Source organism: Bifidobacterium sp. UTCIF-1 (assembly GCF_006408915.1).
GTDB classification, from domain to species: domain Bacteria; phylum Actinomycetota; class Actinomycetes; order Actinomycetales; family Bifidobacteriaceae; genus Bifidobacterium; species Bifidobacterium reuteri.
In genome coordinates, this window is sequence record NZ_JFAG01000013.1 from 18,924 (window position 1) to 32,748 (window position 13,825).

The following is a 13,825-nucleotide window of genomic DNA, read 5'->3' on the forward strand; positions in this document are numbered from 1 at the left end:
GCCTTGCATCCCTCAGTCTTCCCGAGCGAGGGGAGCAGTGGAGGAACGCAGCACCAGTCCCGGCATCACGATTTCGTGCGCGCGTTCCGGCGTCTTGCCTTCAATCAGCGCGAGCGTTTTCTGAGCCGCAACCCGACCCAGCGCGGCCGGATCCTGGCGGATCGTCGTCAACCCGCTTTCCTTGGCGTACGTCGAATCATCGAACCCGGTCAGCGACAGGTCACGTGGCACGCGCAGACCGTAACGAATCATCGAGAAATACAGCGGAATCGCCATAAGATCCATAACGCAGCAGACCGCCGTGGGGCGCTCGGTGAGCGCGAGAATCTGCGACAGCAGGTCGTCGGCGGGGGCGTCCACCGTCTCGTCGTAATAGATGGTTTCAGGATGAACGATACCGGCCTCGCGGCAGACGTCATCGAACCCCTGGATGCGCAGGTCGGCACTGTGCGGAATCGACGGCGACGTGCGATGCCGTACGAGCGCGATCTGCTCGTGGCCGAGCGTGATGAGATGCTCGACTATCATGCGCATGCCGCTGCGGTCGTCGATGCTCACCGTGGCGTCGTAGCCATCCAGTGACGGAGTATTCACGCCGACAATCGGGATGTGGACGCTCTGCAGACGCGAAGCCTCGTCCGGGTTGACGTTGAACGACGAGACAATTACGGCGTCGGCGTTGCGCCGCACCGGTAGCTCGGCGAAGAAGCTATGGCGCTCCTCGGGAGTGACGACCGAATACAGGGAGATATCGTAGCCTTCGTCATGCAGCACGGAATTCAGGCCGGCCAGCAGACGGGAATTGAACCAAGTCGAAATGTCCTCGCTGAGGAGCAATGCAAGGCGATAGGAGCGGCCGGTCTTCATGGAAGTAGCCGAGCGGGAGATCGAATAGTTCAGCTCGTCGGCCGCCGCGAACACACGATTGCGCGTTTTTTCAGATACCATATCCGGTTTCGCGAACGCACGCGACACCGTCGCGATAGATACGCCCGCCTTTGCGGCGACTTCCGAGATACTCGCTTCCATGACTCCCTCCATAGCGCTGCCCATAGTGCGATGCCATTGCGGGATGACATTGCGGGATGACATAGTGCATTGGCATCAATCCTGCAATGGCATCCCGCAACAGCATCCCGCAATCCGAGTTATCACCGGTGCTCACCTCGGCTGATCGACGACTCCTTATAGCCCTTGATAGCCCTTGGCAATCCCGGTAATCCTGACTAATCAGGGCACACAATCAGCACATGCACAACAATGCATAGGTTTACACCTTGATCCCACTAGTGTAACTCGCTCGAATGCCGCCGATGATGAAAATGAGCCATTGCTGTATAACCAATAACCATTGACGTAGCGACGAGGATTCATCGAGAACCCGCAGCCAGTGGAAGCCGCCGGCAGTCTACAGCACCACGCGGCGGTTGAGGTCGCGGCGCAGCACCTTCCAGCCGGGCAGGTAGGTGGTCATGCGGCGCTGGAAGCCTGCGCCATGGCCGCGTTCCCACAAGTGCGTCATCTCATGCACGAGCACGTATTCCAGGAATCGCGGCTCCATCAGACCCAATTGCAGATTCAGCCGGATGCGGCCGGTCGCCGGCGTGCACGACCCCCAGCGCGAAGTCATCAATCGCAGTGTGATATGCGTGGGGCGGCCGATCACCGGACCCCATTTCGCTAGCAGCGCGGGGAGCTGGGCGTCGATGTTCGCGGCCGCGCGGCGGCGCAGCTCTTCGGTCCAGGCGAAATGAGCGGCAACCTCAGGATATGCCGCTCCCCCGCGTGAATCATCCCGGCGCGAATCAGCCCGGCGCGTATCCGCCCGACGGCCGTCAGCAGCATCGCGCATACCGGCACCACCATCTATACCAGCGCCACCATCCGCACCGGTGCCACCATCCGCACCGGCGAATGTATGAGTATCAGCACGCGTGCCTTGCAGCCCGCCTTCGGCAAGAGACCGTTCACGGGCCGAAGCCATCTTGCGGATATTGCGATTGATCCATTCGCGGCGATTGCGAATGAAATCGGCGACAACCCGGTCGCTCATGCGCTTCGGCGCGGACACTGTGATATCGCCGTTCGGCGGCTTGATGCGCAGATACATGTTCTTGATGGGCTTGCGCACCACCATGACCGGCAATCCGTCGATGGTCAGGTTCTTGGCGGCGGCTTCGGCTGTCGAGCCTGCCGGGCAGGACCCGGAGCGCTGTGATGGTCGATACGGCATGTGTGCCATTCTCGCGCGCGGAAACGACAGTCCGATAGCGATGGAGTCGAATCTGGGGGTCCAATCTGGAACAAAGCCCACTCTCCGGAATCTGCTTTGCCGACCATTAAGACGCCGCAGCAGGTGGCGACACGCCGAAGCGGCTCAGGCGTTGACACCATTTCAGTCAGTGGTATTGTAATCACCTGTGCGCTTTTGAAGTGCATGGACGGGCCCGTAGCTCAGGTGGTTAGAGCGCATCCCTGATAAGGATGAGGTCGGAGGTTCAAGTCCTCCCGGGCCCACAGGAAAAATCAAGCGGCCGTGGTGCCGCTCTTTTTTTCCCGAATAAATCAATTGGGGCTATAGCGCAGCTGGTAGCGCATCTGCTTTGCAAGCAGAGGGTCGCCGGTTCGAACCCGGCTAGCTCCACAATCTCGAGAAACCCCGGAATCGCAAGGTTCCGGGGTTTCTCTTTTGCGGGCTATAGTCCAGCGAGGCAAAACCTCGGGCCAACCGATGAAGCACCCCAGTCACCACCCACCAGCGGAGCAATACCTCGGCCAAGCCAAGGAACCACCACTCCTACACCGCCCCAGCGAAGCAAAACCTCGAGCCAACAGCGAAACCGCCCCACTGAAAGCCATTCAGAGAGGCAAAACCTCGGCCGAGCCAATGGAACACCCCAAACACACCCCACCAGCAGGGCAGAACCTCGGGCAGACCGATGGAACACCACGCCTCCACCAGCTCAGTGACGCAAAACCTCGGCCAAGCCGAAGAAACACCCCAGCCACCACCCACCAGCGGGGCAGAACCTCGGGCCAACCAGCAAACCACCCCACTGACAGCCATTCAGCGGAGCAAAACCTCGGCCAAGCCAAGGAAACGCAGTGCGAGCCAACAGACGAGCCAGCCAGCTGTGCGCGTAGCGCGGCCCAATTGCAGGATGTTACCGTGAAGCAAACAGCGGAGCTGCTGGAAGCAACGAGCAAACCAACAGCCGCCCGGAGAGCCCGTCCTTGATTGCAGGACGAGCTGGCGACGAAGCCGTCTGGGGAGCAGCAGGGAAGCAACACGAAGCCGCAATCTCCAATCATTAGCACCAAATAGCGAGACAAACCCCAAGCAGTTGACACCTTGTCAAAATGCACTACAATAAGCCGTGAGAGAAATTGACGCTTCGTCAACAATACGGCCGCCGCAAGGAGTGCGGAGGTCAAACCTCGAACCAAGCGCCAATGCCCCGCTTCGGCGTCCGACGAGGGACGACGAAGCCGGCACAACAGCACATCAAGGGAAAGGACCGTCATGCTGTTTCAGGTCTACGGCGACAATGCCGTCTACCAATGGATTGGATGGATTCTCGTCTTCTGCTGCCTCATCGGCGCCAACGAGCTGGCCCGCCGCACCAAAACCGGCGGCATCGTCGCATTTCTCGTGGTTCCCGCCGTCCTGACCGTCTACTTCGTCACCATTTACACCGCCGCCGCCATGGGCGCGGAGTGGGCGCTCAACAACCCCACCTACGTACACATGACCAGCTGGTTCCACTACGCCAAGCTCTACGCGGCCACCATCGGCTGCATCGGCTTCATGGCACTCAAATACAAGTGGGGCTCCATCGGCAAATCGCACTGGTTCAAGTGCTTCCCGTTCGTGATCGTGGCCATCAACATCCTCATCGCCGTGGTCTCCGACTTCGAATCCGCCATCCGCGGCTGGGGCGGCACCTGGATCTCCACCGAAGGCGTAACCCTGTACGGCGGCTGGCACAACGTGTTCAACGGCGTGGCCGGCATCCTCAACATCTTCTGCATGACCGGCTGGTTCGGCATCTACGCCTCCAAGAAGAAGGACGACATGCTCTGGCCGGACATGACCTGGGTGTTCATCGTGGCCTACGACCTGTGGAACTTCTGCTACACCTACAACTGCCTGCCCACCCACTCCTGGTACTGCGGCCTCGCACTGCTGCTGGCTCCGACCGTCGCCAACTTCTTCTGGAACAAGGGCGGCTGGATCCAGAACCGTGCGTTCACACTGGCCATCTGGTGCATGTTCGCCCAGGTGTTCCCGATGTTCCAGGATTACTCGGTATTCTCCACCCAGTCCGTGAACAACCCGAACGTGAACCTCGTAGTTTCGCTGATTGCTCTGGTGGCCAACGTGCTGGCACTCGGCTACATCCTCGTCCGCGCCAAGAAGCAGGGCGTCAACCCGTGGATGCAGGAGATCTTCAAGGGCACCAAGGATTACGAGCAGGCCATCGCCCGCGCCGCATAGCTGCCTCACGACTACCGCCGCTCGGCGGGGCCTACGGGGACTCCACCGGGCTCCCCGCCCCACGGCCCGTGAGCAGGCCATCATCCGTGCCGCGTGAAAAGCCACGGGCCTGCCCGCGCCGGGCAGGCCAGACTACGCAGCCCGCGCCACCCGAACCTCAAAACCGGCTAACTCGCTTGAATGAGGTACATTCGGGGGTTTGCGAAGAGGCATCTGCCTTCAATGAGGTACCGGGATGATGAAAACCCGAGTATAAACGTTGATATTGCAACGTTCGTACTCGGGTTTTCCTGATTGAAGTACCTCATTGAAAGCAGATACCTTTCCGCAACCGGGCAAAAGTACCTCATACAAGGCAGATAGCTGAATGTGACCTATATCGCCCACGCCGCGTGACCGCAGACTACGCCGAGCAGGCCAGACTACGCAGTCCGCGCCACCCGAACCTCAAAACCGGCTGTAAGTTCGCGGCTCAACCAATATGTCGCGCACTTACAGCCGGTTTTTGCGTTGTTACAGACCGTATGTTCGCGTCGCCCTCGTTGAGCCGCGAACATACAGCCCGATTCACCCCCCGGCAGCCACTTCAGCCCCAGGCAGCCCCAATTACGCCTTGGTGACGTGGCCGCCGAACTGGGCCCGCATGGTGGAGACGACGCGCAGGGTGTCGTCGCCGCCACCGCGCGAGGTCTGACGGGCATACAACGCCGCCGCAGTGGCCGGAGTGGGCACGCCGAGCTCCAGAGCCGCTTCAATCATCCACTTGGCTTCGCCGGATTCGTTGGCCACCGGCGGCATGGACTTCAGCGTCGGATCGGTCTTGAAGGCGTTAGCAAGCAAATCGAGCAGCCATGAGCCCACCACCGAGCCAGACTTCCATGAGGTCATCACCGCGGCAGGGTCGGCGATGAGTTCGGAGCGCACCATGGTGGCGAAGCCCTCGCCGAACGCCTGCATCATGCCGTATTCCACACCGTTGTGCACCATTTTGGCGAAATGCCCGCCGCCGACCGGACCGGCCAGCACCAAGCCATACTCGCCTTCGGGCTTCAGAGTGTCGTAGATCGGCCGCATGAACTCGAAGTCCTCCTGCGAGCCACCGACCATCAGCGCGTAGCCGCGGTCGATGCCCCAGACGCCGCCCGAAACGCCGCAATCCATGAAACGTATGCCGAGTTCGCCCAATTGCGCGGCGTGACGGGCGTCGTCCACATAACGGGTGTTGCCGCCGTCAACGACCATGTCGCCGGCCTCAAGCAACGCCGCCAAGCGGTCGATGGTGTCGTCGGTGGGCTTGCCGGCCGGCACCATGACCCACACCACACGCGGGGCATCAAGCGCGGCAACCAGCGACTCCAGCGAATCGACGTCGCGCCCTGATTCGGGGGACATGTCGTAGCCGACGACCTTGTGCCCGCCAGCCGCGAGGCGCTTGGCCATGTTGCCGCCCATGCGGCCGAGTCCAATCATTCCGATGTGCATTGCAGGTTCCTTTCACAGTGATGTGGGGTACGGGATGGGGTTAAAGGATGGTGGAAATGGTGGGTGATGATGGTCTCTCCCCCAGCCAGCCTCCGGCTGACAGCCCCCTCGTCAGAGGGAGCCAAGGAAAACAGCCATAGGGGATAGGAGGGGCACGGGACCTGCCTGGCCTCATCAGAGGGACCAAGGAAAGCCACCATAGGTGGATAAGAGGGGGTACGGGACCTGGTTGGCCGCGTCCTCGCGCACCTTGAAACCGCCATGGAGGATATGGAGGAGTACAGGACAGGCGACATCCACCAGAGGGGGCCGAGGAAACCGGCCTGGGGGATGGGAGCAGTACGGGAGATGCGGCATCCCGTCCGCGATGGCCGAGGACGCGGATCACACGGGTCACAAGACCAGGGAGAGGAGCATCACACAGCCGAGGCCCACCACGGACAGCACGGTCTCCATCAGCGACCAGGTCTTGAGGGTCTGGGAGACGGACATGCCGAAGTACTCCTTGACCAGCCAGAAGCCGGCGTCGTTGAGGTGGGAGAAGAACACGGAGCCGGCGCCGATGGCGAGCACGAGCAGCGCCAGATGCGTGGGGCTCATGCCGGTGGCGAGCGGCACCATGATGCCGGAGGCGGTCACGGTGGCCACGGTGGCGGAACCGGTGGCGAGGCGGATGAGCACAGCCACGAGCCAGCCGGCGATCAGCGGGTTCATCGCGGATTCGGAGATGCCGTTGGCGATTACGTCGCCAATGCCGGAGTCCACCAAGGTCTGCTTGAAGCCACCGCCCGCGCCGACGATGAACACGATGCCCGCCACGGAGGCGAAGGACTTGCCGACTTCGCCGTTGATGAATTCGCGGGTACGGCCTTGCATGAAACCGAGCAGCACCATGGCCACCACGGCGGTGATGAACAGCGCGGTCAGCGGCGTGCCGATGAAGACGAGCACACGGCCCCACAGCGACTCGGTCTGTTCGGTCAGATCCACCACGGAGGCGGCGAGCATCAGCACCACGGGCAGCAGGATGACGGTCATGGCCTGAGCGAACGACGGACGCTTGGACTCATCCTTGACGGCCTCCTTCTCGGCGGCCTGCTCTGGCGCGGGGATGGGCACCCACTTGGCCATGATGCGCGCCATCAACGGCCCGGAGATGATGACGGTGGGCACGGCCACGAGCAGGCCGAGCGCCAGCGTGACGCCGAGGTTGGCGTTGAGGGCGGAAATCGCGACCAGCGGGCCGGGGTGCGGCGGCACGAAGGCGTGCAGGGTGGACAGGCCGGCAAGGGCTGGGATGCCGAGCAGGATCACCGGCATCTTGGCGCGGCGGGCGGCGAACAGCACCACCGGGATGAGAATCACGACGCCGACCTCGAAGAACATCGGGATGCCGACGATGAACGCAATCAGCGCCATCGCCCACGGCAGCAATTGCAACGGCGTCTTGGCCATGATCGTGTCCACGATCACGTCGGCGCCGCCTGAGGCGAACAGCAGTGTACCGATGATCGAGCCGAAGGCGATGAGCAGGCCGACGTTGGACACGGTTGAGCCGACGCCTGAGGTGAAGCTGTTCCAGGATTCGTCGAACGGCACGCCGGCGCAGATGGCCATGACGAACGAGCCGACCATGAGGGAAATGAATGGATGGACTTTGGCGACGGCTATGAGCAGCACGATGGCTGCGATGCCGATGATTGCGGCGAGGATGAGGTTCATGGGGGAATTCCTTGCGTTCGTTGGAAGGATTGGAGTTACGTTTTCGGGCTGGCTTCGTAGGCGTTCAGGCCGCTGCGGATACCGTCGCGTCGTTGGCAGCCTTGGATGCCTGATATTGGCGGACTGCTTCGACGGCTTGGGCGACGACTTCGTCGATGGTGCCGTCGACCGGTACGACCACGCCGTTTTCGTCCGATTCGAGCGGCTGCAGATCATTGAACTGGCTGGCCAGCAGCGATGGCGGCATGAAGTGGTCCTTGCGGGCGGAAAGTCGGCTGTAGATCAGCTCCTGAGAGCCGGCAAGGTGCACGAAGAACACGTCGACGTTCTCGCGCAGCAGGTCGCGGTAGGCGCGCTTGAGGGCGGAGCTGGAGACCACGGTGTTCTGGTCGAGTGCCTCGCGGGCCACCATCCAGGTGTTGATGACGCGAAGCCACGGCCAACGGTCTTCGTCGGTCAGGGGGATGCCGGCGCTCATCTTATCGATGTTGGCCTGCGGGTGGAAGTCGTCGCCCTCTGCCATGACGTAGCCCAGCTGGTCACGAATCGCCTCGGCGACCGTGGATTTGCCGCATCCGGCGACGCCCATCACTACGACGTGAATGCTCATCTGGATTGTCCTTTCAACTGCTTTGTTGATTGGTTGATTGTTGAGTAATACTATACGATTCTTTCGTCGTACTTGTCAAGTTAAAAGTACTACTTATTTTCGGAATGGCATGATTTTTCTGACAATTATGATGAGATATGACGAAACAGCAGGGACGCGGCACATCGGCGGACACGGCCCGGAGCACACGGCGCGGAGCACAGACCCGGAGCATACGGCCGCAATGACATCAGCACCGCAGGGAGGGAAGACCATGAACGGAAGCACCGGCGACACCATTTCGACGACGCCGACCCCCGTCCCGGCCACCAGTCAGGCCGCAAATCCAACTACGCACACGCCCGCCAGCCCAGCCATCACCCCAACCCGCACCCCGGCCTTCACCACCGCGCACGTCAACCACAACCCCGACGAGTCACACGAAAGCGCCTTGCTGCACAAGGCCATCACCGACGAACTTGCCGTGGACATGCTGGAGGGACGCTGGCCGGCTGGCGAGGCGATGACGCTGGAGGCTATTCAGGAGCGATTCGCCACATCGCGCACAGTGGCCCGCGAGGTAGCCAAATATCTGGAGGCGATGGGTGCGGTGAGCGTCCGCCGGCGCGTGGGGCTGGTGCCGCGCGCGGTGGAGGAATGGGCCGCGCTCAATCCGCAGGTGATCCGATGGAAGCTCATGTCCAACAGGCGCAAGGAGCAGCTGCGCACGCTCACCGAACTCCGGCTGGCCATCGAGCCGGCTGCAGCGGCCGCGGCGGCACGCAACGCCTCGATGGAGGCCCGCGCGATGTTTCCGGTCATGGCCGGCGAACTGCGCAAATGCGGCGAGGCCGGCGATCTGGACACCTTCCACGACCTCGACGTGCGCTTCCATTCCTCTATTCTGCTCAGCAGCGGCAACGAGCTGTTCGCCTCGATGGCGGACATCATCGGCATTGTGCTCAAAGGCCGCGTGGAACTGCACATGTATCCGCAGAAACCGAAGCCGTCCGCCCTCGACGCCCACGACGCGGTGGCCGAGGGCATCTGGCGCGGCGATCCGAACCGCGCCCGCGAGGCGATGCACGCCATCGTGGACGAGGTGGCCGAGTCGCTGGAACTTACGTAATTCGTAAGCGATACACGGCAATACGCGGCGATACGCGATAGCCGGTCGCCCCTGCAACGGAACTCGAAGATCAGCGGCCACTTTCGGCTCCATATACTGGCCCACACCCTGCCGGCACTCCTCTGGCTAACACACCAGCAAAGGGCACGGTCGCGTCTACGCCATTACGGCCATGGGGTGATAAGACGCGCTGTGACGTCCGGTGACCGGGTTCCATACACGCTCGGCGAAAGCACGCAGACGCGCGACGCCTTCGCGCAGTTCATCGGCGTCACCCGCATAGGACAGACGCACGAATCCGCGACCAGCCTCGCCGAACGCCTCTCCTGGCACCACGGCCACACGCTCCTCGTCCAGGAGACGGCGCGAGAATTCATCCGAGTCGAGACCGGTGAGACGCACGTCCACGAACGCATAGAACGCGCCCTGCGGTCTGATGAGACGCAGCACCGGGCAACCTGCCAGCCCGTCGAGCACGATCTGCCGCTTGGCCCGGTATTCCTCACGCATCGCGTCGACGTGATCCTGCGGACCGGCCATCGCGGCCACGCCGGCGTACTGGGACAGCGAATTGACCGACGAATGCATGAGCTCGGCGATTTTGCCGGTCTCTTCGATGACACGTTCAGGGGCCAGCAGGTAGCCGATGCGCCAGCCGGTCATCGCGTAGGTCTTCGACAGGCTCTCAACTACGATTGTGCGTTCCTTCATGCCAGGCACTGCGGCGATGGACGGCGCCACCTGTGTCATCTGCGCCATCTGTGCCACCTGTGTCATCTGCGCCGCCAGCGCCGCACCGCCGCGACCAGCATCGCCGGAGATGCCTTCGGCGGAAGCGACACCCGATTCCTCCCCATCGAACACGAACGGATGGTAGACCTCATCGGAAATGGCCCAGATGTTATGCCGCTTGCAGACCCCAGCGATCCGCACCATTTCGGCCGCGGATGTAACCGCGCCGGTCGGATTGCCGGGGGAGTTGATGATCACCGCGCGGGTGCGAGGAGTGATCGCCGCTTCGATGTCCGCCGCATTGATGCGCATGCCGTTCTCCGGACGCAGCGCCACCGTGACCGGTCGCCCGCCCACCAGCATCACCTCGGCGTCGTAAGACGTGAAATACGGCGAGGGGATGATGACCTCGTCGCCGGGCGCAACCACGGCAGCCAACGCAAGATACAGGCCGATCGTGGCGCCATCCACGGCCTGAATCTCGCGCTCCGGATCGTAGGAGATTCCCTTCATCCGCGCGGAATAGTCGGCGACAGCTTGACGGTATTCGGGGATGCCGAGCACATTGGTGTAGCGCGTATGCCCGGCCCGCGCGGCCTCGCACGCCGCCTCGACGATGTGCGGTGCCGCGGTGGCGCTCGGCTCGCCGACTGTCAGGGAGATCGCGTCCGGCACCTGCTCCACACGATCGAACACGTCGCGGATGCCGGAACGCGGTATCGCCAACGCAGCAGAGGAGATCGGCATATCCGCGCCGGATGCCGCAACAGCCCGCACGTCGGAAACTTCACCGGAAACCGCGCCAAGTGGCGCACCGGGTGCCACTGTGGATTGTGCTTCGGCCACTATCCCGGTCGCCTGAACCACCATGGATGACTCGGATACCGCGAACGTCCGGGACAGGGACGCCTCAGATGACTCGGACCGCGACACGACGGACTGCTGCTGCATGATCACCCTCCTACGCTCAACCGACCCTTAGAGTCACCACAACGGGAATTATTACGACCTAAGAGCATTTCCATAGGAATTATTACACAATAGAGCGACTATCTATGTAAACATTACGTTTCTAGAAGCCTCCTATCGGAATAATGCCAACAATCCTCCACGTACGCGGGATACAGTCCGCCTTTCAGCGCGCCATTGCCAGCCACAGCAGTACAGACATTCCGCCGGCCTCAAACGGGGCGAAACATAAGGTTTTCGCACCATCGGTTTATGTTTCGCCCCACTTTGGCCATACGAAATGGGACGAAACATAAACTGTTGACGTTGAAAACTTATGTTTCGCCCCAAATCCGGCCTCTAGCTGCCTCTAATTGAGGTTTACGCGGGAGATTGGCCGGCGCCATCGGCCACAACGGCATCATCGGCCGCAATCGGCGCTGTCGGCCATAGCTGGCAACCACAGCCGGGGCTGTCAACCACACTAGACGCCATCAACCACACTAGCCGCCATCAACCACAGCTGGCAACGGGCCGGCAGCGGGTACAGTGGCATCAGGAAAGTGGCATCAGGAACAGAGAACCGGAACACGAGCGGGCGCATCAGAAAAGAGGCGGCATGACGGCAATCGACGATATCGACCAGCGCATTCTCACCATGCTGGAGGCGGATGGCCGCGCCACGCTGGCGCAGCTGGCTCAGGAGACCGGACTGTCCGTGTCCGCCGCGCAATCGCGCGTGCAGAAGCTGGAGAAACGCGGCGTCATCAAGGGCTATAAAGCCATCGTCGATCAGGAGCAGCGCGGCCTGCCGATCAGCGCGTTCGTCAATGTGACGCCGCTCGACTACTCCGCCGAATCGTCGATTCCGGAGAAGCTCAGGGACATCGACGGCATCATTTCTTGCTATTCGGTGGCGGGAGCACCCAGTTTCGTGCTGGTGGTGCGCGTGGCCTCCCCCACCGCGCTCGAGGAACTGCTCAACCTCATCCATCGCACGGTGCCGGTGAGTACCGAGACCACGATGATTCTGCAGACCTATTTCGCCCACTGAATCACGGAGCAGCCGACGCTTGGGTCGGTCGCGTATAACGGGCACGCGGCAAAGCACGTCGCCCGCCTGTGCGTGCGGCCCATCCGCTGCCTCGCCCCATCTGACACCCCGGTCCATCCGCTGCCCCCCGACTCATCCGGCACCCCAGCCATCAGCTCCATCCGCCCCACCCCCCTGTCCACCTGTTGACTAATCCCGGACCGACCTCTTGAGCGTTTCCAGCCAACGCGCCTACAATCGGAGTCGTCTTATTGATAGTCCAACCCAAGGGGGAGTTTCACTATGCTCACCAACGAGTACGTCAAGCGCGTCTACGAACAGGTCGAGAAGCGCGATGGCGACCAGCCCGAGTTCCTGCAGGCCGTCTACGAAGTGCTGGACACGCTTCAGCCGGTCATCGCCAAGCATCCCGAGTATGAGAAGAACGGCGTGCTGGAGCGCCTGGTCGAGCCCGAGCGCGTGGTCAAGTTCCGCGTGGCCTGGGTGGACGACGCCGGCAAGGTGCAGGTCAACCGCGGCTACCGCGTGCAGTTCAACTCCGCCATCGGCCCGTACAAGGGCGGCCTGCGCTTCCACCCGACCGTCAACGAGGGCGTCATCAAGTTCCTCGGCTTCGAGCAGATCCTCAAAAACAGCCTGACCACGCTGCCGATGGGCGGCGGCAAGGGCGGCTCCGACTTCGACCCGAAGGGCAAGTCCGACGCCGAGGTCATGCGCTTCTGCCAGGCCTTCATGACCGAACTGTGCCGCCACATCGGCCAGTTCACCGATGTTCCGGCCGGCGACATCAACGTCGGCGCCCGTGAGATCGGCTACCTGTTCGGCCAGTACAAGCGCATCCGCGACGAGTACTCCGGCGTGCTGACCGGCAAGGGCCTGGAGTTCGGTGGTTCGCTGGCCCGCACCGAGGCCACCGGCTACGGCGTCTGCTACTACACCGCCGAAGCCCTGCGCGTGCTGAAGAACGATTCCTTCGAGGGCAAGACCGTGGTAATCTCCGGTTCCGGCAACGTGGCCATCTACGCTGCGCAGAAGGCCGAGGAGCTGGGTGCCAAGGTCGTGACCGTGTCCGATTCCAACGGCTACGTCTACGATCCGAACGGCATCGACGTGGCTGTGGTCAAGCAGATCAAGGAAGTCGAGCGCGGCCGTATCAAGGAGTACGCCGAGCGCGTGCCATCCGCCGAATACCATGAGGGCTGCTCCGGCGTGTGGACCGTGCCGTGCGACATCGCACTGCCGTGCGCCACCCAGAACGAGATCAACGAGGAGTCCGCCAAGGCCCTGGTCGCCGGCGGCTGCAAGGTGGTCGTGGAGGGCGCGAACATGCCGTCCACGCCTGAGGCCATCGAGGTCTATAAGTCCAACGGCCTGCTGTACGGCCCGGCCAAGGCCGCGAACGCCGGCGGCGTGGCCGTCTCCGGCTTGGAAATGAGCCAGAACAGCTACCGCCTGAGCTGGACCTTCGACGAGGTGGACGCCAAGCTCAAGTCCATCATGGAGTCCATCGTGGCCGAGTCGCTGAAGGCCGCCAAGGAATACGGCGAGGAAGGCGACCTGATGGCCGGTGCGAACATCGCCGGCTTCGTCAAGGTGGCCAACGCTATGGTCGCCCAGGGCGTGCTGTGAGCCTGCTGTAGGCTATAACACCGAATACCTCACTAAACGTAC

The 13,825-nt window shown here is 62.2% G+C and carries 10 protein-coding genes and 2 tRNA genes; 6 read left to right on the forward strand and 6 right to left on the reverse strand.

The window, feature by feature from the left end; translation table 11 throughout:
• Positions 1–12: 12 nt before the first annotated feature.
• Positions 13–1,029 carry a LacI family DNA-binding transcriptional regulator gene (locus BW09_RS06940; protein ID WP_258185020.1) on the reverse strand — a complete coding sequence of 339 codons (1,017 nt, stop codon included), beginning with the start codon at positions 1,027–1,029 and terminating at the stop codon, positions 13–15.
• Positions 1,030–1,408: 379 nt separating this feature from the next.
• Entirely contained in the window at positions 1,409–2,233 is an 825-nt protein-coding gene (locus tag BW09_RS06945) for a M48 family metallopeptidase (RefSeq protein WP_181162095.1), read from the reverse strand.
• Between the two features lie 210 nt (positions 2,234–2,443).
• Here BW09_RS06945 and BW09_RS06950 point away from each other — a divergent pair.
• The 3 genes from BW09_RS06950 (at position 2,444) to BW09_RS06960 (ending at position 4,498) form a co-directional block, all read left to right on the forward strand.
• Positions 2,444–2,517: transfer RNA gene (locus BW09_RS06950), tRNA-Ile, on the forward strand.
• Between the two features lie 54 nt (positions 2,518–2,571).
• Positions 2,572–2,644: transfer RNA gene (locus BW09_RS06955), tRNA-Ala, on the forward strand.
• An 879-nt stretch (positions 2,645–3,523) separates the two neighbouring features.
• Positions 3,524–4,498, forward strand: coding sequence for a DUF5692 family protein (locus tag BW09_RS06960; RefSeq protein WP_140463458.1), 975 nt, complete (start codon positions 3,524–3,526; stop codon positions 4,496–4,498).
• 606 nt (positions 4,499–5,104) lie between these two features.
• Here BW09_RS06960 and gnd read toward each other — a convergent pair.
• The 3 genes from gnd to BW09_RS06975 all read right to left on the reverse strand — a co-directional run bounded on the left by gnd (position 5,105) and on the right by BW09_RS06975 (position 8,312).
• On the reverse strand, positions 5,105–5,980 hold the full coding sequence (gene gnd / locus BW09_RS06965) for a phosphogluconate dehydrogenase (NAD(+)-dependent, decarboxylating) (RefSeq protein WP_140463456.1): 876 nt from the start codon (positions 5,978–5,980) through the stop codon (positions 5,105–5,107).
• 393 nt (positions 5,981–6,373) lie between these two features.
• Positions 6,374–7,702: a GntP family permease gene (locus BW09_RS06970; RefSeq protein WP_140464824.1), complete on the reverse strand. Its 1,329-nt coding sequence runs from the start codon at positions 7,700–7,702 to the stop codon at positions 6,374–6,376.
• 64 nt (positions 7,703–7,766) lie between these two features.
• Positions 7,767–8,312 carry a gluconokinase gene (locus tag BW09_RS06975; RefSeq protein WP_140464826.1) on the reverse strand — a complete coding sequence of 182 codons (546 nt, stop codon included), beginning with the start codon at positions 8,310–8,312 and terminating at the stop codon, positions 7,767–7,769.
• Positions 8,313–8,565: 253 nt separating this feature from the next.
• On the opposite strand from BW09_RS06975, the gene BW09_RS06980 reads away from it, so the two are divergent.
• A complete protein-coding gene (locus BW09_RS06980) occupies positions 8,566–9,420 on the forward strand; it encodes a FadR/GntR family transcriptional regulator (protein WP_140464828.1) in 855 nt (284 codons plus the stop codon).
• Positions 9,421–9,576: 156 nt separating this feature from the next.
• Here the strand turns inward: BW09_RS06980 and BW09_RS06985 are convergent, their stop codons facing one another.
• Complete coding sequence (locus BW09_RS06985) at positions 9,577–10,899, reverse strand: pyridoxal phosphate-dependent aminotransferase (RefSeq protein WP_140464840.1); 1,323 nt, start codon at positions 10,897–10,899, stop codon at positions 9,577–9,579.
• An 820-nt stretch (positions 10,900–11,719) separates the two neighbouring features.
• Here BW09_RS06985 and BW09_RS06990 point away from each other — a divergent pair.
• Both BW09_RS06990 and gdhA read left to right on the forward strand, forming a co-directional pair.
• Positions 11,720–12,154: an Lrp/AsnC family transcriptional regulator gene (locus tag BW09_RS06990; protein WP_140464830.1), complete on the forward strand. Its 435-nt coding sequence runs from the start codon at positions 11,720–11,722 to the stop codon at positions 12,152–12,154.
• Between the two features lie 282 nt (positions 12,155–12,436).
• On the forward strand, positions 12,437–13,783 hold the full coding sequence (gene gdhA / locus BW09_RS06995) for an NADP-specific glutamate dehydrogenase (protein ID WP_140464832.1): 1,347 nt from the start codon (positions 12,437–12,439) through the stop codon (positions 13,781–13,783).
• The last annotated feature ends 42 nt before the right edge of the window (positions 13,784–13,825 follow it).

What these genes read in the sequence shown, in the direction of transcription:
- BW09_RS06990 (WP_140464830.1), top strand. Translation starts at nt 11,720, where the DNA reads ATGACGGCAATCGACGATATCGACCAGCGCATTCTCACCATGCTGGAG.
- BW09_RS06945 (WP_181162095.1), bottom strand. Translation starts at nt 2,233, where the DNA reads ATGCCGTATCGACCATCACAGCGCTCCGGGTCCTGCCCGGCAGGCTCG.
- BW09_RS06980 (WP_140464828.1), top strand. Translation starts at nt 8,566, where the DNA reads ATGAACGGAAGCACCGGCGACACCATTTCGACGACGCCGACCCCCGTC.
- BW09_RS06970 (WP_140464824.1), bottom strand. Translation starts at nt 7,702, where the DNA reads ATGAACCTCATCCTCGCCGCAATCATCGGCATCGCAGCCATCGTGCTG.
- BW09_RS06960 (WP_140463458.1), top strand. Translation starts at nt 3,524, where the DNA reads ATGCTGTTTCAGGTCTACGGCGACAATGCCGTCTACCAATGGATTGGA.
- BW09_RS06985 (WP_140464840.1), bottom strand. Translation starts at nt 10,899, where the DNA reads ATGCCGATCTCCTCTGCTGCGTTGGCGATACCGCGTTCCGGCATCCGC.
- BW09_RS06940 (WP_258185020.1), bottom strand. Translation starts at nt 1,029, where the DNA reads ATGGAAGCGAGTATCTCGGAAGTCGCCGCAAAGGCGGGCGTATCTATC.
- gnd (WP_140463456.1), bottom strand. Translation starts at nt 5,980, where the DNA reads ATGCACATCGGAATGATTGGACTCGGCCGCATGGGCGGCAACATGGCC.
- gdhA (WP_140464832.1), top strand. Translation starts at nt 12,437, where the DNA reads ATGCTCACCAACGAGTACGTCAAGCGCGTCTACGAACAGGTCGAGAAG.
- BW09_RS06975 (WP_140464826.1), bottom strand. Translation starts at nt 8,312, where the DNA reads ATGAGCATTCACGTCGTAGTGATGGGCGTCGCCGGATGCGGCAAATCC.